The organism is Pseudomonas sp. BAV 4579, assembly GCF_009765395.1.
Lineage (GTDB): Bacteria > Pseudomonadota > Gammaproteobacteria > Pseudomonadales > Pseudomonadaceae > Chryseomonas > Chryseomonas aestiva.
Window position 1 is genome coordinate 17155 of the sequence record NZ_WHOV01000020.1, and the last position, 19384, is coordinate 36538.

Annotated in this window: 19 protein-coding genes; 7 read left to right on the plus strand and 12 right to left on the minus strand. The window is 67.7% G+C overall.

Features of this window, described 5'->3' with window-relative positions; genetic code table 11:
* Positions 1-129: 129 nt before the first annotated feature.
* From GSQ95_RS06705 to GSQ95_RS06745, 9 genes are all read right to left on the minus strand, one after another.
* The gene (locus GSQ95_RS06705; protein WP_305981697.1) at positions 130-486 is read right to left on the minus strand and encodes a PIN domain-containing protein; all 357 of its coding nucleotides are present in this window, start codon (positions 484-486) and stop codon (positions 130-132) included.
* A gap of 59 nt (positions 487-545) precedes the next feature.
* Positions 546-800, minus strand: a complete 255-nt coding sequence (locus tag GSQ95_RS06710) for an Arc family DNA-binding protein (protein WP_158889980.1) — start codon at positions 798-800, stop codon at positions 546-548.
* Between the two features lie 189 nt (positions 801-989).
* Positions 990-1790: an electron transfer flavoprotein subunit beta gene (locus GSQ95_RS06715; protein ID WP_158889982.1), complete on the minus strand. Its 801-nt coding sequence runs from the start codon at positions 1788-1790 to the stop codon at positions 990-992.
* Positions 1780-3015 carry an electron transfer flavoprotein subunit alpha/FixB family protein gene (locus GSQ95_RS06720; protein ID WP_158889984.1) on the minus strand — a complete coding sequence of 412 codons (1236 nt, stop codon included), beginning with the start codon at positions 3013-3015 and terminating at the stop codon, positions 1780-1782. The genes GSQ95_RS06715 and GSQ95_RS06720 overlap by 11 nt, the downstream gene beginning before the upstream one ends.
* Positions 3016-3232: 217 nt before the next feature.
* Entirely contained in the window at positions 3233-5224 is a 1992-nt protein-coding gene (gene dgcB, locus GSQ95_RS06725) for a dimethylglycine demethylation protein DgcB (protein ID WP_158889986.1), read from the minus strand.
* A gap of 183 nt (positions 5225-5407) precedes the next feature.
* Positions 5408-7468: a dimethylglycine demethylation protein DgcA gene (dgcA, locus tag GSQ95_RS06730; protein ID WP_158889988.1), complete on the minus strand. Its 2061-nt coding sequence runs from the start codon at positions 7466-7468 to the stop codon at positions 5408-5410.
* 105 nt (positions 7469-7573) lie between these two features.
* Positions 7574-8104, minus strand: a complete 531-nt coding sequence (locus tag GSQ95_RS06735) for a DUF5943 domain-containing protein (RefSeq protein ID WP_007160248.1) — start codon at positions 8102-8104, stop codon at positions 7574-7576.
* Positions 8105-8292: 188 nt separating this feature from the next.
* The gene (locus GSQ95_RS06740; protein WP_017641587.1) at positions 8293-9270 is read right to left on the minus strand and encodes a dipeptidase; all 978 of its coding nucleotides are present in this window, start codon (positions 9268-9270) and stop codon (positions 8293-8295) included.
* A 131-nt stretch (positions 9271-9401) separates the two neighbouring features.
* Positions 9402-10388: a GlxA family transcriptional regulator gene (locus tag GSQ95_RS06745; RefSeq protein WP_133860318.1), complete on the minus strand. Its 987-nt coding sequence runs from the start codon at positions 10386-10388 to the stop codon at positions 9402-9404.
* Positions 10389-10543: 155 nt separating this feature from the next.
* Between GSQ95_RS06745 and choX the strand changes: the two genes are divergently transcribed.
* The 6 genes from choX to GSQ95_RS06775 all read left to right on the plus strand — a co-directional run bounded on the left by choX (position 10544) and on the right by GSQ95_RS06775 (position 15312).
* Complete coding sequence (choX, locus tag GSQ95_RS06750; protein WP_158889990.1) at positions 10544-11479, plus strand: choline ABC transporter substrate-binding protein; 936 nt, start codon at positions 10544-10546, stop codon at positions 11477-11479.
* Between the two features lie 19 nt (positions 11480-11498).
* Positions 11499-12386 (plus strand): 3-keto-5-aminohexanoate cleavage protein, encoded by an 888-nt coding sequence (locus tag GSQ95_RS06755; protein ID WP_058791816.1) that lies wholly within the window; start codon positions 11499-11501, stop codon positions 12384-12386.
* Positions 12383-13327, plus strand: coding sequence for an L-carnitine dehydrogenase (locus GSQ95_RS06760; RefSeq protein ID WP_158889992.1), 945 nt, complete (start codon positions 12383-12385; stop codon positions 13325-13327). Before GSQ95_RS06755 ends, GSQ95_RS06760 begins: the two co-directional genes overlap by 4 nt.
* 8 nt (positions 13328-13335) lie before the next feature.
* On the plus strand, positions 13336-13806 hold the full coding sequence (locus tag GSQ95_RS06765) for a thioesterase family protein (RefSeq protein ID WP_158889994.1): 471 nt from the start codon (positions 13336-13338) through the stop codon (positions 13804-13806).
* A complete protein-coding gene (locus tag GSQ95_RS06770; RefSeq protein ID WP_256664487.1) occupies positions 13803-14792 on the plus strand; it encodes an alpha/beta hydrolase in 990 nt (329 codons plus the stop codon). Before GSQ95_RS06765 ends, GSQ95_RS06770 begins: the two co-directional genes overlap by 4 nt.
* Positions 14793-15060: 268 nt before the next feature.
* The gene (locus GSQ95_RS06775) at positions 15061-15312 is read left to right on the plus strand and encodes a hypothetical protein (RefSeq protein ID WP_158889996.1); all 252 of its coding nucleotides are present in this window, start codon (positions 15061-15063) and stop codon (positions 15310-15312) included.
* Positions 15313-15409: 97 nt separating this feature from the next.
* Here the strand turns inward: GSQ95_RS06775 and GSQ95_RS06780 are convergent, their stop codons facing one another.
* From GSQ95_RS06780 to GSQ95_RS06790, 3 genes are all read right to left on the minus strand, one after another.
* The gene (locus GSQ95_RS06780; RefSeq protein ID WP_158889998.1) at positions 15410-16201 is read right to left on the minus strand and encodes a phosphatase PAP2 family protein; all 792 of its coding nucleotides are present in this window, start codon (positions 16199-16201) and stop codon (positions 15410-15412) included.
* Positions 16202-16305: 104 nt separating this feature from the next.
* The gene (locus tag GSQ95_RS06785) at positions 16306-17184 is read right to left on the minus strand and encodes an alpha/beta fold hydrolase (protein WP_158890000.1); all 879 of its coding nucleotides are present in this window, start codon (positions 17182-17184) and stop codon (positions 16306-16308) included.
* Position 17185: 1 nt separating this feature from the next.
* The gene (locus tag GSQ95_RS06790) at positions 17186-18271 is read right to left on the minus strand and encodes a tartrate dehydrogenase (RefSeq protein WP_158890002.1); all 1086 of its coding nucleotides are present in this window, start codon (positions 18269-18271) and stop codon (positions 17186-17188) included.
* 105 nt (positions 18272-18376) lie between these two features.
* On the opposite strand from GSQ95_RS06790, the gene GSQ95_RS06795 reads away from it, so the two are divergent.
* Positions 18377-19273: a LysR family transcriptional regulator gene (locus GSQ95_RS06795; protein ID WP_158890004.1), complete on the plus strand. Its 897-nt coding sequence runs from the start codon at positions 18377-18379 to the stop codon at positions 19271-19273.
* Positions 19274-19384 lie beyond the last annotated feature (111 nt).

Here is a 19384-nt window from a genome sequence, read left to right on the forward strand (position 1 = left end):
GCCATCCTCGGTCGCGTGGAAAACGGCGTAGCCTTTTCCACTGTCCTGCTGGACTCCTGAGTCTCGACGCCCTGGGTCTCGCTGCGAGATGCTTATGGCTTACTGTCACTCGCCTTCAATAGCGAGGCGTTATGCCGCGTTCCAGGGATTGACGATGCTGAGACCCGCGGCGAGGTAAAGCGCCTCGTCCCGGGTGGCGACCTTGAATTTGCTGACCGCTGCAATCGCGCCTATGTAGGAATCAGGCAAGGGAAAGCCACGGCCACGCTGGCGAGCTTGTGCGGCCAGGTCGGCATAGCGGCGGGCAGCAGCCAGATCAAAACTCAGAATCCGGCTCTCATAGAGCTGGATCAAGGCGTCTACCCCTTGCTGCAACAGGTCGCGCCGACGGCTATCGGGCAGGCAGGCGATACCATATTGCAATTCGGCAACGGTGACCGTCGAGAGATACAGGGTGATCGGTGCCTGGCGATCCAGCCACGCGATGACCTAGGGCGAGGGAGTTGGTCTCATCGTCTCGGAAACGACGTTGGTATCGAGCAGAATCACTCGAATGACATCGGCTCATGGGGGCGACGATCACGCGTACCCTCGAGGAAAGCCTGCTCTTCGTCAGTGATCCCGGATTGGCGCCAGATAGCGGCCATGGCCTCTCCCATTGGCGTCTCGGTTGGCAAAAGCAAGGCTTGGCGAAGGATGAGTCTGACCTCGGCCTCCATGCTCCGCCCGTGCCGAGCCGCCTGAGCGCGAAGCGCGCGATCGACTTCTTCCGGTAGTCCGCGGATGGTCAATTGAGCCATTGCATGCACTCCAAGAATTTGCCTGCATAGCACTCATGCTAGTTCGCCGCCTGCCCGAGGGCAAGGTCGTCAGCTGCTTGGCGTGCCAAACGACCTAGCCTTTTCCACTGGGAAACTGGTCGCCGAGAGTGCCCTCACCTCAGCCCTCTCCCTGAGGGAGAGGGGGTGGTTTCGGAGTGTGCTGAAGCCTCAGCGCACCACGCCTTCCTCGCGCAATACCTTGAAGATGGCGGCGGCTGCCGCTTCCGGAGTCAGGTCCTTGAGGACCTGGCCACCATCGCCGGAGGCCTTGGCCGTGGCGGCCTTGAAGCGGTCGGCGGCGGTCTTGGCCTTGATCACCTTGAGGCGCTTGGGGCGCGCCTTGGCCGGTTGCAATTCGCCGTTTTCGAACAGGCTGTCCTGCATCACCTCGATGGTCTCCACCTGCAGCTCGCCACGCCGGGCCGGGCCGAAGGCGCTTTGCCGCGGCGCCGGGGCGGCGCTGTCGACACTGGCGACAAAGGGCAGCCGTACCCGTAGCCGACGGCGCTGGCCACGCGGCAGGGCCTGGAGTACGGTCGCCTGGCCACCTTCCACGGCTTCCACCGCGGCAAGGCCGACCACCAGCGGCCAGCCAAGGGTCTCGGCCAGCAGATAGGGCAGCAGACCCGAACCCTCGCCGGTTTCCGCCTGGCTGCCGGTCAGCACCAGGCCGGCGCCGACCTCGCGCAGGGTCTCACCGAGGGCTGGCAGGGCATCGGCGCCCGCCGGTTGTTCCAGTACGTGCAGGGCCGGCACGCCCATGCCCAGATAGCCGCGCAGGGCCTCTTCGGCGGGATCACCGGCGTGCAGGACGCGCAGCTTGTCGCCGACCAGGCGCAGGCCCAGTTCCACCGCGCGGGCATCCTGTTCCGCCCGCCGGGCACGCTCGGAAGTGGGATGGGCGCCAACGGACACCAGGGCCACGACCTTGACGCCGTCCAGCGACGGCAGCTTCTGCTCAGGCGACATCCTGCAACTCCCCTGCCCGCTGTTGTTCGACCAGCCGCGCCAGGGCGGCCAGGATGGCGTCACCGTTGCCGATCACTGACAGATCCGCGCGCTTGACCATGTCGCAACCCGGATTGGTGTTGATGGCGATGACCTTGTCGCAACTGGCGATGCCCTGCAGGTGCTGCACGGCGCCGGAAATACCCACCGCCAGATAGACCCGGGCGGTGACCCAGGTCCCGGTGGCGCCGACCTGGCGGTTGCGCGGCATATGGCCGTCGTCCACCGCCACCCGCGAGGCGCCCTCGGTGGCGCCCAGCAGCGCGGCGGTGCTGTGGAAGAGATCCCAGTCGCGGATGCCGTTGCCACCGGAGAGGATGAATTCGGCCTCGGCCAGGGGAATCTGCATGGGATCGACAGCGACCGGACCGAGGTCCTCGATGCGTGGCAGGTGGCGGGCGATGTTGCCCGCCAGTTGCACGGGCAGAACTTCGTGACGGGTCTCGCCGACCGGCTCCGCGCACTCCGGCAGAGCCAGGACCAGCCGCGGCAGCGGCTGCTGCAGATCCTGGCGACCGGCACCGGCGCGGCCGGTGACCAGGCCATCCTTGACCTGCCAGACACGGGTGGCCGGCCGCTCATGCAAGGCGGCGCCCAGGCGGCGGCCCAGTTCGCCGCCACCGCTGCGGCTGTCGGGCAGCAGCCAGTGACGCGGCTGCAGTTCGTTGTCTACCGCACGCAGCGCCAGCACCCGCTGTTCGGGGGCATAGCCCTGGAATTGCTCGCCGTCCAGATGCAGCAGGCGATCCACCCCGGCGGTATCGAAGGCGGTTTCCTTGACCTCGCCAAAGACCACCGCCAGCACGGCGCCCTCGGCGCCAGCCAGTTGCCGGGCCAGGCCCAGCAGGTCACGGTCATGGGCGGTCAGGCGACCACTGACCAGGTCCGGCACCACGGCGATGTAGAAGGCCGGCTCGGCGATCCGGTGCAGCGGCAGCTGTTCTTCCACCGCCTGGGCGGCGCCACGGCGACCGCCGCCCTGCTGGGCGCCACTGCGGTTGATCCGCTTGACGCCCTGGGGGCCAAGGAAACCGACAGCCGCGGCGTGGGGATTCTTGCGGACCAGGCCGTTGGGCCCCATCCAGCGGCTTTCGGCATCGGCGCTGCTGGCGATGCTCCCATGCAGCGGATGCAGACGGTTGCGCGCGATCCACTCGCGGCGCGGGTCGCGACGAATGATGCTCATGCTGGGCGCTCCGTTTGGAAATGGCAGGTGAGGTGCGTGGTGGGCCCCTCACCCCAGCCCTCTCCCCTCAGGGGAGAGGGGGTAAAAGAAAAAAGCGGCAGGCCTGCCAGATGGCTTCTCCCGGTGCTACAGGCGAACGCCAGAACTGGCCGGACACCGGTAGCCATCCCCTCTCCCCTCGGGGAGAGGGCTAGGGTGAGGGGACTACCAAACCCACTCACGACAGCGCCTCCGCGACCGGCCGCCGTGCGGCGGCCGGCTTGCTGTCCACCGGCGCCTCGACGATGGCTTCGGCCACCAGCTCGGCGATGTCCTTGATCTCCGGGCGCGGGGCGACCACGCCTTCCAGCATCAGGGTGCACTGGGGGCAGCCCACGGCCACCAGCTCGGCGCCGGTTTCCTGGATGTCGGCCATGCGCATGTCGGGAATCCGCTGCTTGCCGGGGATGTCGGTGATCGGCGCGCCGCCGCCACCGCCGCAGCAACGCGAACGGAAGCCGGAACGCTCCATCTCCTTGACCGCGATGCCCAGCGCCTTGAGCACCGCGCGCGGCGCCTCGTACTCGCCGTTGTAGCGGCCCAGGTAGCAGGGATCGTGATAGGTGATGGTGGCGCCCTGCTCGGCCAGGGCGTGCTGGCCCAGGTGCAGGGTGCCGCGGCTGAGCAGGGTCTCGATGAAGGTGCTGTGGTGCTGCACCTGGTAGTGGCCACCCAGTTCGCCGTATTCGTTCTTGAGCATGTGGAAGCTGTGGGGATCGCAGGAGACGATGGTCTGGAAGCGATACTTGCCCAGGGTCTCGATGTTGCGCCTGGCCAGCTGCTGGAAGGTCGCCTCGTCGCCCAGACGACGGGCCACGTCACCGCTGTCGCGTTCTTCCAGACCGAGCACGGCGAAGTCCACCTTGGCCGCCTTGAGCACCTTGACGAAGGCGCGCAGGGTGCGCTGGTTGCGCATGTCGAAGGCGCCGTCGCCGACCCAGAACAGCACCTCGGCCTGGCCCTTGTCCTGCATCAGCGGCAGGTCCAGGTCGGCGGCCCAGTTCAGGCGGCCACCAGGGGCGAAGCCGCCGGGGTTGTCGGTGGCGATGAGATTTTCCAGCACCTCGGCGCCCTTGTTCGGCGTCTCGCCGCGTTCCAGGGTCAGGTGCCGGCGCATGTCGACGATGGCATCGACGTGCTCGATCATCATCGGGCACTCCTCGACGCAGGCGCGGCAGGTGGTGCAGGACCAGAGGGTCTCGGCATCCACCAGGGCCTTGCCCTGACGCGCGACGATGGGCAGGTGCGGACCACCGGCGTGCTCGCCGACCGGCTGGCCGGGATAGGGCGAGCCGAAGTAGCGGGCATCGCTGCCACCCTTGAGGCCGACCACCATGTCCTGGATCAGCTTCTTGGGGTTGAGCGGCTGGCCGGCGGCGAAGGCCGGGCACATGGCCTCGCAACGACCGCACTGGACGCAGGCGTCGAAGCCGAGCAGCTGGTTCCAGGTGAAGTCGGCGGGCTTTTCCACGCCCAGCGGCGCCTTGGGATCGTGCAGGTCCAGCGCCTTGAGGCCGCTGGAGCGGGAGGCGCTGGCGTTGTGCGGGGTGCTGAAGCGCTCGGCGCGACGGTGCCAGGCCAGGTGCAGGGCGCCGGCGAAGGCGTGCTTGATGGGACCGCCCCAGGTCATGCCGAGGAACAGCTCGGACACGCCCCAGGCCACACCGACCGCCAGCACCGCGGCCAGAATCCAGCCCCCGAAGTCCGGCGGCAGGATGCCGGCGACCGGCAGGGTGGCGATGAAGAAGCTCGCGGCAAAGGCCAGCAGGCTCTTGGGCAGGCGCATCCAGGGGCCCTTGGACAGCCGCGCCGGCGGGTTGCGGCGACGCTTGGCGACGAACAGGGCACCGGTGAACATGCAGGCGGTGGCCGCCAGCAGCGCCCAGCCGAGGATGCGGCTGTGCAGGCCGAAGCCGTGCACCAGGATGGCCAGCAGCGCCGCCAGGACGAAACCGCCCGCGGTGGCCACGTGGGTCTTGGAAATGTACTTGTCGCGGTCGACCACGTGGTGCAGATCCACCAGGTAGCGCCGCGGCATCTTCAGCAGCCCGCCCAGCCAGTCGACCTCGGCCGGACGCCCCTGTCGCCAGAGGCTGAAGCGGCGCACGGCACCGATCACGGTGAGGGCCAGGGCGGCGAAGAGCAGGATGGGGAGGATGGTACTGAGCATTGCGGGTCTCCCTACGGGACCTCGGGTGGCAGCGGAACACCCCCTCTCCCTGGGGAGAAAGCCTAGAGGGGGAGCCCACGTTCACGCCAAGGCGTCAGCGAGGCCCCTCACCCCCGCCCTCTCCCTCAGGGAGAGGGGGCTGTCCGTGCCGACCGGACGTTGCGAACCCTCACGGGGCGTGTCTTAGAAGTCCTTGCACAGGCGCAGGGCGTCGTAGATGGCGGCGTGGGTATTGCGCTGGGCCACGCAGTCGCCGATCCGGTAGAGCAGGTAGCCATTGCCGGTCTCGCCGAGCGCTGGCTGCGGTTCGATGGCGAACAGCGCCTCGATGTCCATCTGGCCCTTGTTGCGCGAGTCTTCCTTGAGGGCGTAGTAGAGCCCCTCGTCCGGGCGTACGCCGTTCTCGATGACGATCTGGTCGACCACGCGCTCCTCGCGGGCGCCGGTGTATTCGTTCTCCAGTACCGCGATCTTCTTGTCGCCCTCGGCGTAGACCTTTTCCAGCATCAGGTCGCCGGTCATGATCACTTCCTTGGGATAGAGGCTGCGGTAGTAGGTCGGGAAGGTGGTCCCACCGATGGCCACGCCCGGCTTGATGTCGTCGGTGACGATCTCGACCTGGGCGCCCTTGTCGGCCAGGTAGTCGGCCACCGACATGCCGGTGAATTCGCAGATGGTGTCGTACACCAGCACGTTCTTGCCCGGCTCGACCTTGCCCGAGAGGATGTCCCAGCTGCTGACGACCAGGCCGTCGGCGGCGTGCCAGTGGTCGACCTGCTCCAGGAAGGGATGGCCGCCGTTGGCCAGGATGACGATGTCCGGGCGCAGGTCGAGGATGGTCGCCGGATCGGCAGCGGTGCCCAGGCGCAGGTCGATGCCCAGGCGCGTCAGCTCCAGCTGGTACCAGCGGGTGATGCCGGCGATCTGGTCGCGCTGCGGGGCGCGGGAGGCCAGGGTGATCTGGCCGCCGAGTTGCTCCTGCTTCTCGAACAGGGTGACGTCATGGCCACGCTCGGCGGAGACGCGCGCGGCTTCCATGCCGGCCGGACCGCCGCCGACGATGACCACCTTGCGCTTGGGCCCGGTGGACTTCTCGATGATGTGCGGCAGGCCCATGTATTCGCGGCTGGTGGCGGCGTTCTGGATGCACAGTACGTCCAGGCCGTTGTACTGACGGTCGATGCAGTAGTTGGCGCCGACGCACTGACGGATCTGGTCGATCTGGCCCATCTTGATCTTGGTGATCAGGTGCGGATCGGCGATGTGGGCGCGGGTCATGCCGACCATGTCGACGTAACCGCCCTCCAGGATGCGGGTGGCCTGGTTCGGGTCCTTGATGTTCTGGGCGTGCAGCACCGGCACGTTGACCACTTCCTTGATGCCCGCCGCCAGGTGCAGGAAGGGCTCCGGCGGATAGGTCATGTTGGGGATGACGTTGGCCAGGGTGTTGTGGGTGTCGCAACCCGAGCCAACCACGCCGATGAAGTCGAGCATGCCGGTGTCGCTGTAGTACTTGGCGATCTGCTTCATGTCGTCGTGGGACAGACCGTCCGGGTGGAATTCGTCGCCGGTGATGCGCATGCCGACGCAGAAGTCGTCACCGACCTCGGCGCGCACGGCCTTGAGCACCTCCATGCCGAATCTCATGCGGTTCTCGAAGCTGCCGCCCCATTCGTCGGTGCGCTTGTTGACCCGCGGCGACCAGAACTGGTCGATCATGTGCTGGTGCACGGCGGACAGCTCGACGCCGTCCAGGCCACCGGCCTTGGCCCGGCGCGCGGCCTGGGCGAAGTTGCCGATCACCCGCCAGATCTCTTCCGGCTCGATGGTCTTGCAGGTGGCGCGGTGCACGGGCTCGCGGATGCCCGACGGCGACATCAGGGTCGGCCAGTGGCCGCCGTCCCAGCGCGAGCGGCGCCCCATGTGGGTGATCTGAATCATGATCTTGGCGCCGTGCTTGTGCATGGCATCGGCCAGATTCTGGAAGTGCGGAATGATGCGGTCGGTGGAGAGGTTGACCGAACTCCACCAGTGCTGCGGGCTGTCGATGGCGACCACCGAGGAACCCCCGCAGATGGCCAGGCCGATGCCGCCCTTGGCCTTCTCTTCGTAATACTTGACGTATCTCTCGGTGGTCATGCCGCCGTCGGTGGCATAGACCTCGGCGTGGGCCGTGGAGAGTACACGGTTGCGGATGGTGAGCTTGCCGATCTGGATCGGCTGGAACATTGCTTCGAAGGCCATGACCTTCTCCTCGATCGGCTGGTGCGCGGTCTTGAGCCGCGCTCTTGCTCTGGGGTGTCGCTCGGGTGGCGGCGAGCGGGTCGGCGGCCACCCGGGGGCGCGGCGTTACTTCGGCCGGGTGACGAACAGGCCGTCGTCGTGGCCTTCTTCGGAACCGCTGTATTCCTGGACGGTGACGGTGCGGATGGCACTGCCCTTGGCGGCCAGGATCTGGTCGATGGCGCCGGAGAACCAGCCGGTGAACATGTAGTCCACCTTGCGATTGACCTTGCCGTAGACGTAGACGAAGGCGGAATGCTTGAGCTTGACCTCGGCGTAGCCGGTGTCCAGGTCGAGCTTCTGGGTCTCGAACAGCCCCCAACCGCGCTGCGACAGGCGCTTCATGTAGTGCTCGAACACCGCGGCGCCGTGGATGCCATGGCATTCGGCTTCCTTCTCGCACCAGTGCCAGGCGGACTTGTAGCCGGCCTTGTAGAGGATCTCGGCGTACTTGTCGGCGCCCAGGACTTCTTCGATGCCCATGTGGTTGTTGACGAAGAAGTGCCGGGGTACGTACAGCATCGGCAGGGCGTCGGTGGTCCAGACGCCGGTTTCGTCGTCGACCTGGATGGGCATTTCGGGGGCGTGGCTGGCCATGTGTGGAGCTCCGATTCGCTAATACGTATCTAAAAAAAGGTGTGGGTGAAAGCCTGTGGAGCCGTAGCGAGCGCGCCGCTGGCAAGGAGCCCCGCAGCGCCAGGTGAGAGCAGTACCGAGGTACGGCGAACCTGGCGCGAGGACGCGACGCCGCTAGCGGTGTGCGCAGTAGGCTCCAGAGGTATTCACTACTCGCCCCAGACTTCGCCGAGGATGCGCATCCAGTTCTCGCCCATGACCTTGCGCACGGTGCGCTCGGGCATGCCGCGCTTGAGCAGGGTCTCGGTCAGGTTGGGGAATTCGCCCACGGTGCGGATGCCCAGCGGGTTGACGATCTTGCCGAAGCTGGTCAGGCGACGGGCGTAGCCCTTGTCGTGGGTCAGCCACTCGAAGAAGTCATGGCCGTGGCCCTGGGTGAAGTCGGTGCCGATGCCGATGGCGTCTTCGCCCACCAGGTTCATCACGTACTCGATGGCTTCGGCGTAGTCGTCGATGGTCGAGTCGATGCCCTTGGCCAGGAAGGGGGCGAACATGGTCACGCCGACGAAGCCGCCGTGGTCGGCGATGAACTTGAGTTCCGCGTCCGACTTGTTGCGCGGATGCTCCTTCAGGCCGGACGGCAGGCAGTGGGAGTAGCAGACCGGCTTCTTGGATTCGAGGATGACCTCCTCGCTGGTCTTGGAGCCGACGTGGGAGAGGTCGCACATGATGCCGACGCGGTTCATCTCGGCGACGATCTCGCGACCGAAGCCGGACAGACCGCCGTCGCGCTCGTAGCAGCCGGTGCCCACCAGGTTCTGGGTGTTGTAGCACATCTGCACGATGCCCACGCCGAGCTGCTTGAAGATCTCGACGTAGCCGATCTGGTCTTCGAAGGCATGGGCGTTCTGGAAGCCGAACAGGATGCCGGTCTTGCCCTGGGCCTTGGCCTGGCGGATCTCGGCGGTGGTGCGCACCTGGACCACCAGATCGCTGCACTCGCGGATCAGCTTCTGGCTCGCCGCGATGTTGTTGACCGTCGCCTGGAAGCCCTCCCATACCGAGACGGTGCAGTTGGCGGCGGTCAGGCCACCCTTGCGCATGTCTTCGAAGAGTTCGCGGTTCCACTTGGCGATGATCAGCCCGTCGATGACGATGCTGTCGGCGTGGAGTTCGGTGGCATTCATGACAGGCTCCGGCGTTGGTCTCGCGCCGGAACGGGTGCCGGCGATTCGAGGCCAGCATAGCCCCGGGGTCCTGGCCGACCGGATGCAAAAACGACAGGGGTATCACCAGAAGCGTCAGTGACCGGGTCGGCCTACCCCGGCGGCAGGCCGGCGACCGCCACCGCAAGCTCCGGCGCCGACGACCGGTGCGGCCGGTCTTCCCGCGGACTCAGGCCGAAGCGCTGGCGGTAGCAGCGGGAGAAATAGGAGGCGGACTCGAAGCCGCAGGCCAGGGCGACGTCCAGCACGCTGGCCTCGCCCTGCTGCAGCAGCTGGCGCGCCCGGTCCAGGCGCAGTTGCAGATAGAAGGTGGATGGGGTGGTCTGCAGATGGAGGCGGAACAGCCGCTCCAGCTGGCGGCGGGTCACCTGGATGCCGGCGGCCAGTTCCAGGGTGCCCAGGGGCGTCTCGGTATGGCGCTCCATGCGCTCCACCACCCGGATCAGCTTGCGGTTGGCGATGCCGTAGCGCTGCGCCACCTGCAGCCGCTGGTGCTCGCGCGGCGGGCGGATGCGCCCGAGTACGAATTGCTCGGAGACCTGCACCGCCAGTGCGCTGCCGTGGCTGCGGCCGATCAGCTCCAGCAGCAGGTCGAGACTGGCGGTGCCGCCGGCGCAGGTGATGCGACCGCGGTCGATCTCGAACAGCTCGCCGGTCACTTCCAGTTGCGGCCAGGCTTCGCGAAAGGCCGCCACCGCCTCCCAGTGCAGGGTGATCCGGTGCCCGTCCAGCAGCCCGGCGCGGGCCAGCACCAGGGCACCGGTGTCGATGCCACCCAGGGGATGGCCGTGGCGGGCGACCTGGCGCAGCCAGCTGGCGAGGCCGTCGTCGTAATGGGCCAGGGGCTCGAAACCGGCCACCACGAACAGGGTGGTGCCCGGCTCCAGGGCGTCGAGGCCGCCGTCAACATTGACCGACATGCCGTTGCTGGCGGTCACCGCCGCGCCCTCGCGACCGAGGATGCGCCAGCCATAGCTGCCCGGACGAAAGCGATTGGCTACCCGCAGGGGTTCCAGGGTGGCGATGAAGCCCAGGGCGGAAAAGCCGGGCAACAGGAGAAAGGCAAAGGACTGCGGCATGGGTGGAGCGTCCCTGGTAACGATTGGCTTGTGCAAGCAAGAAGGTCGCCAGGGTGCAAATTCCGGTCGTCGGGCTGCACATGACCGCGGGGCGAGGCGCCTAGGGTAGAAGGCAACCGGCAGTCATCCCCGCCCGCCGCCCCAGGGAGTTCGCCATGCCCAACAAGACCCTTAGCACCACCCTCCTCGCCTGCGGCCTGCTGGCCGCCACCCTCGGCAGCGCCCGCGCCGCCGATCCCGACAGCTGCCAGACCGTGCGGATGGGCATTGTCGGCTGGACCGACGTAGTCGCCACCAGTGCCCTGGCCGAGGTCATGCTCGAAGGCCTCGGCTACGGCGTGAAGCCGACCACCGCCTCCCAGCAGATCATCATGGCGGCCATGGGTGACAAGAATCTGGACGTGTTCCTCGGCTACTGGCAGCCAACCATGCACCCGGTGGTGCAGCCCTTCGTCGACAAGGGCCAGGTCAAGGTGCTGACCCCGCCGCTGCTGGCCGATGCCCAGTCCACCTTTGCGGTACCCGAGTACGTTTACGAGGGAGGCCTGAAGACCTTTGCCGACATCGCCCGCTTCAAGGACAAGCTCGGCGGCAAGATCTACGGCATCGAGCCGGGCAGCGGCGCCAACCGTGGCACCGCCGAGATGATCAAGACCGACCGCTTCGGCCTCAAGGACTTCCAGCTGGTGGAGTCCAGCGAGGCGGGCATGCTCACCGCCGTGCGCCGCGCCGAGAAGCGCAAGGAGTGGATCGTGTTCTTCGGCTGGAAGCCGCACCCGATGAACCTGCAGATCAAGATGCGCTACCTGACCGGCAGCGAAGACGTCTTCGGCCCCAACGAAGGCCAGGCCACGGTCTCGGTGGTCACCACCGCCGACTATCCGCAGCGCTGCGCCAACGTCCAGCGCCTGCTCGGCAATCTGCACATGGACAGTACCGAGGTGAGTGCCGTGATGGCGCCCATCCTGGAGCGCACCGCGCCCAAGGACGCCGCCCGCGCCTGGCTCAAGGACCACCCGCAACGCCTCGACGCCTTTCTCCAGGGCGTGACCACCCGTACCGGCCAGCCCGCCGCTGCTCTCAAGCTCTGATCGCCCAAGGACAGACCCCATGAACACCGATGTCATCGTCACCTGCGCCCTGACCGGCGCCGGTGATACCGTAGGCCGCAATCCCCATGTCCCCGTTACCCCGGCGCAGATCGCCGCCGCCGCCCTGGAAGCGGCCCGCGCCGGCGCCACCGTGGTGCACGCCCATGTGCGCGACCCCGCCACCGGCAAGCCGAGTCGCGATGTGGCCCTCTATCGCGAGGTGGTCGAGCGCATCCGCGAGGCGGACGCCGAGATCGTCATCAACCTCACCGCCGGCATGGGCGGCGACCTGGAGATAGGGCCAGGCGAGACGCCCACCGACTTCGGGCCCGGCTCGGACCTGGTCGGCCCCCTTACCCGCCTGCTGCATGTCGAGGAATTGCGCCCGGACATCTGCACCCTGGATTGCGGCACCCTCAACTTCGGCGACGGCGACTTCATCTATGTGTCCACCCCCGCGCAACTGCGCGCCGGGGCCAGGCGCATCACCGAACTGGGGGTGAAGGCCGAGCTGGAGATCTTCGACACCGGCCACCTCTGGTTCGCCAAGCAGCTGCTCAAGGAGGGGCTGCTGAAGGATCCGCTGTTCCAGCTGTGCCTGGGCATTCCCTGGGGCGCGCCGGCCGATACCACCACCATGAAGGCCATGGTCGACAACCTGCCGGCGGGCGCCTGCTGGGCCGGCTTCGGCATCGGCCGAATGCAGATGCCCATGGCCGCCCAGGCCATGCTGCTGGGCGGCAACGTCCGCGTCGGCCTGGAAGACAATCTCTGGCTGGACCGCGGCGTCCACGCCACCAACGGCAGCCTGGTGGAGCGGGTCATCCAGATCATCGAGCGGCTGGGCGGACGTGCCCTGAGCCCGGCCGAAGGGCGGGACCGGATGCAGCTGGGAGGTGCCCGATGAGCGCCGTCTTCGCCGCTCTCGGCACCGGCGTGATCGGCGCCGGCTGGATCGCCCGCGCCCTGGCCCGGGGCCTGGATGTCCGCGCCTGGGATCCGGCGCCCGGCGCCGAGGCCGCCCTGCGCACCCGCCTGGCCAATGCCTGGCCGGCCCTGCAAGCCCAGGGCCTGGCACCCGGTGCCAGTCTGGAGCGCCTGAGTTTCCATACCGACCTGGACGCCGCAGTGGCCAACGCCGACGTCATCCAGGAAAGCGCCCCCGAACGCCTGGAGCTCAAGCGCGAACTGCATGCCCAGGTCAGTCGCGCGGCCCAGCCCGACGCCCTGATCTGCTCCAGCACCTCGGGCCTGCTGCCCAGCGACTTCTATGCCGAGGCGCTGCACCCCGAGCGCTGCCTGGTGGGCCATCCGTTCAATCCGGTCTATCTCCTGCCGCTGGTGGAGGTGGTGGGTGGCCGCCAGACCTCAGCGGCCAATCTGGAGCGCGCCGAAGGCTTCTATCGCGAGCTGGGCATGCGACCGCTGCGGGTGCGCAAGGAGGTGCCCGGCTTCATCGCCGATCGCCTGCTCGAAGCGCTCTGGCGCGAGGCCCTGCACCTGGTCAACGACGGCGTCGCCACCACCGGCGAGATCGACGACGCCATCCGCTATGGCGCCGGCCTGCGCTGGTCGTTCATGGGCACCTTCCTCACCTACACCCTGGCCGGCGGCCCGGCGGGCATGCGCCACTTCATGCAGCAATTCGGTCCGGCGCTGAAGCTGCCCTGGACCTACCTGGAAGCCCCGGAGCTGACCGACGGCCTGATCGACGCCGTGGTCAAGGGTACCCAGGCCCAGCAGGGGGACCTGGAACTGGCGGCGCTGGAGCGCTATCGCGACGACTGCCTGCTGGCGGTGCAGGCGGCCATCGCCGACTGCAAGACGCGCCACGGGATTCGGGACTAGGAGCGGTCATGATCATCCATCGCACCGCGGTCGCACCCGAGTGGGTCGACTACAACGGCCATCTGCGCGACGCCTACTACTTGCTGATCTTCAGCCACGCCAGCGACGCCCTGATGGACGCCATGGGCCTGGACGCCGCCGGCCGCGCCGCCAGCGGGCACTCGCTGTTCACCCTGGAGTGCCACCTCAACTTCCTCCATGAGGTGAAGGCGGACGCCCAGCTGGAGGTGCGGGTGAGATTCCTGGCGCTGGACGCCAAGCGCCTGCACCTGCACTTCGGCCTCCATCACCAGGGCCAGGCCGACCTGCTGGCCGCCTCCGAGCAGCTGCTGCTGCACGTCCACCTGGACGGCCCCCGCTCCGCGCCCTTCGCGCCACGGGTACACGACTGGCTAGCGACCCAGCTGGCGGCGCAGCGGGACACGCCCTGGCCGGAACATGTCGGACGGGTCATCGGCCTGCCTCCGCCCCGGCCATGAAGGCACCGTCGCTGTCAGCGGACATGGCCGCCTTCGTCGCGGCCAGCCAGGCCTTCGCCACCAGCGATCCGGACCTCCAGGCACAGCGCCAGGCCTATGCGCGGCTCTGCGCCGCCCTGGCGCCGGCTGACTACAGGGGCCTGGCGGTCAGCGATCACCGCGCCGGCGCCGTGCCGTTGCGGCTGGTGGCGCTGCGGGAGTCCGCCGCTGACCGCCCCGCCCTGCTCTATCTGCACGGCGGCGGCTGGATGCTCGGCGACCTGGATTCCCACGGCTTTCTCGCGGCACGGCTGGCGCGACGACTGGGACTGGCGGTGCTGCTGGTGGACTATCGCCTGGCGCCCGAACACCCCTATCCCGCCGCCCTGGACGATGCCTGCCAGGCCTGGGACTGGTTGCAGCGGGAAGCCTCGGCACTAGGGCTGGACTCGACCCGGCTGGCGGTGGCCGGCGACAGTGCCGGCGGCACCCTCGCTGCCGCCCTGTGCCTGGCGCTGCGACAGCAGGGGCGTGCCCAGCCGCGGGCCCAGGCACTGATCTATCCGGCGCTGACCACACGGATGCTGCCCAGCGAACGCCGGCAGGCCCAGGCGCCGCTGCTGAGCGCCGCCGACTGGCGGGCGTGCCTGGATGTCTATCTGCCCCGCCCGGCGGAGCGCCGCGAGCCTCTCGCCCTGCCGTTGCAGGCTGGCGATTTCAGCGGGTTGGCGCCGACCCTGGTCGCGGTGGCCCAGCGCGATCCCCTGGCCGACCACGGCCGCGCCTATGCCGCTGCCCTGCGTGGCGGCGGGACGCCCTGCCGACTGTGGCAAGGCGCCGGTCTGCTGCACGGCGCCCTGCGCGCCCAGGGTCGGCGGGCCGAGGCCCTGCGCGAGGCCCTGGAGCGCTTTCTCGCTGGCGAATTGGGCACCCTGCCCACCGCTGACCTGGCAAAAGACAAAAAAAAACCTCAACCGCTGGAGACGGAAGAGGTTCAAACGCCCTGATGGGCCTCAGTGTGTAACCGGGGGGTTGCTCGACTCTGGTGGCGAACAACCGGAAAATGTCGTTGATAGGCGTCATTCTAACGGCGAACGTCGCCCTTGACCCTGCGGCAGATTGTCCGGGCAGGGCGTCGTAATAAATCTACATTGCCTGGGCGGAGGGCGAGGCGCTTTCCAAAAACGACATCCGGCTATGCGGCGACGCCAGCCCGGCTTGCCGTCTGCGACACCAATGGGAGAATCCTGGCATTCCACCGGAGAGGGCAGCACCATGATGATCGCCGACTTGATCGACCAGGACGACTTCCGCGACCGCCTGCGTGCGCTGGGTTTCAACGTGACGCCCGCGGCGACCGCGGACGAGGCCTGTCGCCAGGCGGTGACGGGCCTCAACCAGGAACGCGCCCAGGTCCTGCGGCAACTGATCCAGGAATTGCTGTCCGGCAGCGCGGCGCTGCTGCCGGCGGTGCGCCAGGCCATCGACCAGCAATTGCTGCCGGCCCTGGCCCAGCCGCGCGGCTAGCTCATATCAGGTTCTGTACTAAAAATCGCCGAGCGACGGTCAGGCGAAGCGTTTTTCAACGAAGCATCACCGAGCGTAGGCATTTTTCGTACAGAACCTAGGGCCGTAGCAGACTCAGCCGGTTCAGCAGCGGCAACCGTCCCAGACCCCGCAACGGAGGTGTCAGCAGGCGCTCACCCTGACGAGCGAAGACGGCCGCCAGCGGCGTGTGCAGGCCCAGGCTGATGACGGCCAGGGCCAGCGCCAGACCGCCGATATAGTCATCCGAGCCCCAGTGGGCGCCGGCCACCAGCCGCGGCAGCATGAACAGCACGGCCAGCGCGGCCACTACCAGTCGCCGTCCGCCGCGGGTGAAATGCGCCATGAACAGCGCCCAGAGCAGCAGCACCGAGGCGTGGTCGCCGGGAAAGCTGGCGCCGGATCTGTCCTTCAATTCCCAGCCGTGCTCCAGCCCGGGAAAGCGATCGCTGAGCAGATAGGCGCCGGTGAGCACATCGGACGGACTGGAATGCTGCAAACCCCAGGCTTCGATGCCCTTGGTCAGCAGGGTGCGCACGATCAGCAGGATCACCAGCAGGCCGACGAAGGCCGCCAGCGCCGGCCGTACCTGCCGGGCCGGATAGGCCCAGCCGCCCCGGACCAGCAGCGCCAGCAGGATCAGGCCGACCAGGGCATCCACCGGTCTCAGGCTGAAGAAGGTCCAGAGATAGAGCCAGGCGCTGGACTCCGCCAGTGGGGCATTGAGGGCGTGGAACAACCTGGCGTCGAAGGCCAGCAACTGACTCCGAACGTCAGGAATCAGCCAGAGCAGCAGCAGGCCCAGGGCCAGCCCCTGGCAGACCGCCAGGCGGCGCCACTGCCAGGCGGCAGGGAAGAGTGGAGTGTTCATCAAGGTCTCTTTTCACGAAAATTTCACGAATAGACCCATTCCACCTCGATGGCGTCACACTTTGTTACCGACAGAAGACGCAACACTCCTTTGCAGCAGCCGATTCAATCTAGAAAAGCCAGGGCCTCTTCCAGCACCAGGTCCGGCACTTCCTCCGCCAAATAATGGCCGCCTGGAAGGGCGCGACCACTGACCTTAGTGGCCACCTGACGCCATTCGGCCAGCGGATCGAAGCAGCGCCCGACGGTGCCTTCGGCGCCCCAGAGCACCCGCAGCGGCAGCTCCAGCCGGCGTCCCGCATCCAGATCGGCCTGGTCGTGCTCCAGGTCGATACCGGCGCTGGCCCGGTAGTCTTCGCAGATGCCACGGGCGGTGCCGGGCAGGCTCAGGCAGCGCAGGTATTCGGCCAGCACCTCCGGCGGAAAGGGCGCCAGACCGGCACTGCGGGTACCCATCACGCCCTTGAGATAGCCTTCCGGATCGGCTTCGATCAACCGCTCCGGCAAGGGCGCCGGGCGGATCAGGAAGAACCAGTGCCAATAGGCGCGGGCGAAGGCCTCATCGGTCTGCCGATACATGGCCAGGGTCGGCGCGATGTCCAGCAGCATCAGCCGCTCCACCGCCGCGGGATGATCCAGTGCCAGGCGATGGGCGACCCGGGCGCCACGGTCGTGGGCCAGCACGGCGAAGCGCTCGTGGCCCAGCAGCCGCATCAGCGCGACATTGTCCTGCGCCAGGGTGCGCTTGCTGTACGCCTCGGCACCCGCGTCCGGCTTGGCGCTGTCGCCATAGCCGCGCAGGTCGGCGGCCACCAGGGTAAAGCGCTCGGCCAGCCGCGGCGCCACCTTATGCCACATGACAAGTGTCTGGGGATGACCATGGAGCAGCAGCAGGGCCGGTCCCTGGCCGCCGACGCGGCAATTGATTTCGACGCCGCCGACGTTCAGCCGCCGCTGTTCGAATCCCGCGAAGAGGCCGTCCATCTCAGGCCAGGGCCGCGGCGATGGCCTGTCCCAGGCTTTCGGTGGTGCCCTGGCCGCCGAGGTCGCGGGTCAGGGGCGCCTGCTCCGGCCCCTGGCGCAGCACGGCCTCGATGGCCGCCACCACGGCAGCGCCGGCTTCGGCATGGCCGAGGTGCTCCAGCATCATGGCGCCGCACCAGATCTGGCCGATGGGATTGGCGATGCCCCGCCCGGCGATGTCCGGCGCCGAACCGTGCACCGGCTCGAACAGGCTGGGGAAGGTGCGCTCCGGATTGATGTTGGCCGAGGGCGCGATGCCGATGGTGCCGGTACAGGCCGGGCCCAGGTCGGAGAGGATGTCGCCGAACAGGTTGCTGGCCACCACCACGTCGAACCAGTCCGGGTGCAGGACGAAGTTGGCGGTGAGGATGTCGATGTGGAACTTGTCCACCGCCACGTCCGGATAGGCCTTGCCCATCTCCTCCACGCGCCTGTCCCACCAGGGCATGGTGATGGCGATACCATTGGACTTGGTGGCCGAGGTCAGCTTCTTGCGTGGCCGCTGCTGGGCCAGGTCGAAGGCGAACTTGAGGATGCGGTCGGTGCCGTGACGGGTCATCACCGTTTCCTGGATCACCACCTCGCGCTTGGTGCCTTCGAACATGATGCCGCCGACGCTGGAATACTCGCCCTCGGTGTTCTCGCGCACCACATAGAAGTCGATGTCGCCGGGCTGGCGATTGGCCAGGGGCGCCTTGACCCCGGGCATCAGCCGGCAGGGGCGCAGGTTGACGTACTGGTCGAAGCGGCGGCGGAATTGCAGCAGCGACCCCCAGAGGGAGATGTGGTCGGGCACCACGTCCGGCCAGCCGACGGCGCCGAAGTAGAGGGCATCGTAACCCTTGAGCGTCTCGAACCAGTCGTCCGGCAGCATCTTGCCATGGGCCTGGTAGTACTCGGCGCTGGCAAAGTCGAAGTGGTCCCACTGCAGTTCGATACCGAAGCGGCGGGCGGCGGCGTCCAGCACGCGGATGCCTTCGGGCATGACTTCCTTGCCGATGCCGTCTCCGGCGATGACCGCGATCTTGTGGGGCTTGGACGCTTGCATGGGCTTTCTCCGGCAGTCTGGATGGAATGGACCCAGTGTAGTCTCGCGCCGGAGGCGTACAATCCCGCTCCAGGGAAAGCCATTCTTAACCTGGGATCAAGAATCTTGTCCACCGATGACCTTGCCTTCTTCGTCCGTCTGGCTGGCCATCCCAGCCTGACCGCCGCCGCCCGGGAACTGGGTCTGTCGCTGGCGGCGGTGAGCAAGAGACTCACCGCCCTGGAGCGCCGGCTGGGCGTGCAGCTGATCCGCCGCACCACGCGGCGCCTGGACCTGACCCCGGAAGGCCTACGCTATCTGGAAGGCGCCCGCCCGCTGCTGACCAAGCTGGAGGACCTGGAAGCCGCGGTCGGCCGACCCGATGCGCCTCTCGCCGGGGTGCTCAATCTCAACGCCACCTTCGGCTTCGGCCGTCGGCACCTGGCGCCGCTGCTGTCGGACTTCGCCCGCCGCCATCCCGAACTTGAGCTCAACCTGTACCTCTCCAGCCATCCGGTGAATCTGCTGGACGGTCCCTTCGACCTGGACATCCGCGTCGGCGAACCGCCGGACGCCCGGGTCATCGCCCATCGCCTGCTGGACAACCGCCGCCTGCTCTGCGCTGCCCCCGCCTACCTGGCCCGGGCCGGCGTGCCGGAAAGCGTGGCCGACCTGGCGCGGCACAACTGCCTGGTGCTGCGCCAGGACGCGGGCGACTACGCCGTCTGGCGCTTCACCCGGAACGGCGAGCATTTCGCCCAGAAGGTCCGCGGCAGCCTGAGCAGCAACGATGGCGAGGTGGTGGTGCGCCTGGCACTGGAGGGCCACGGGCTGATCCTGAGATCGGAATGGGACGTGGCCGAGCTGATCGCCAGCGGCGCCCTGGTGCCGCTGCTGACCGATCATGAGGCCTCGGCGGCGGCCATCTATGCGGTGCACCGCCAGCAGCGCCACGTGCCGCGCCGACTGTCCGAACTGATCCGCCATCTGGCGCAGGAGCTGCCCGTGCGGCTGGGACGCTAGTGTGGTGTTTCAGAAGTCACCTGCACAATTTTGGCGGCGCTTTTTCGGCTTGAGCAGCGTTGCCACTCCTCGCCATAGCCCTGCTATGACTCGTCGCGGCGCCTAGCCCAA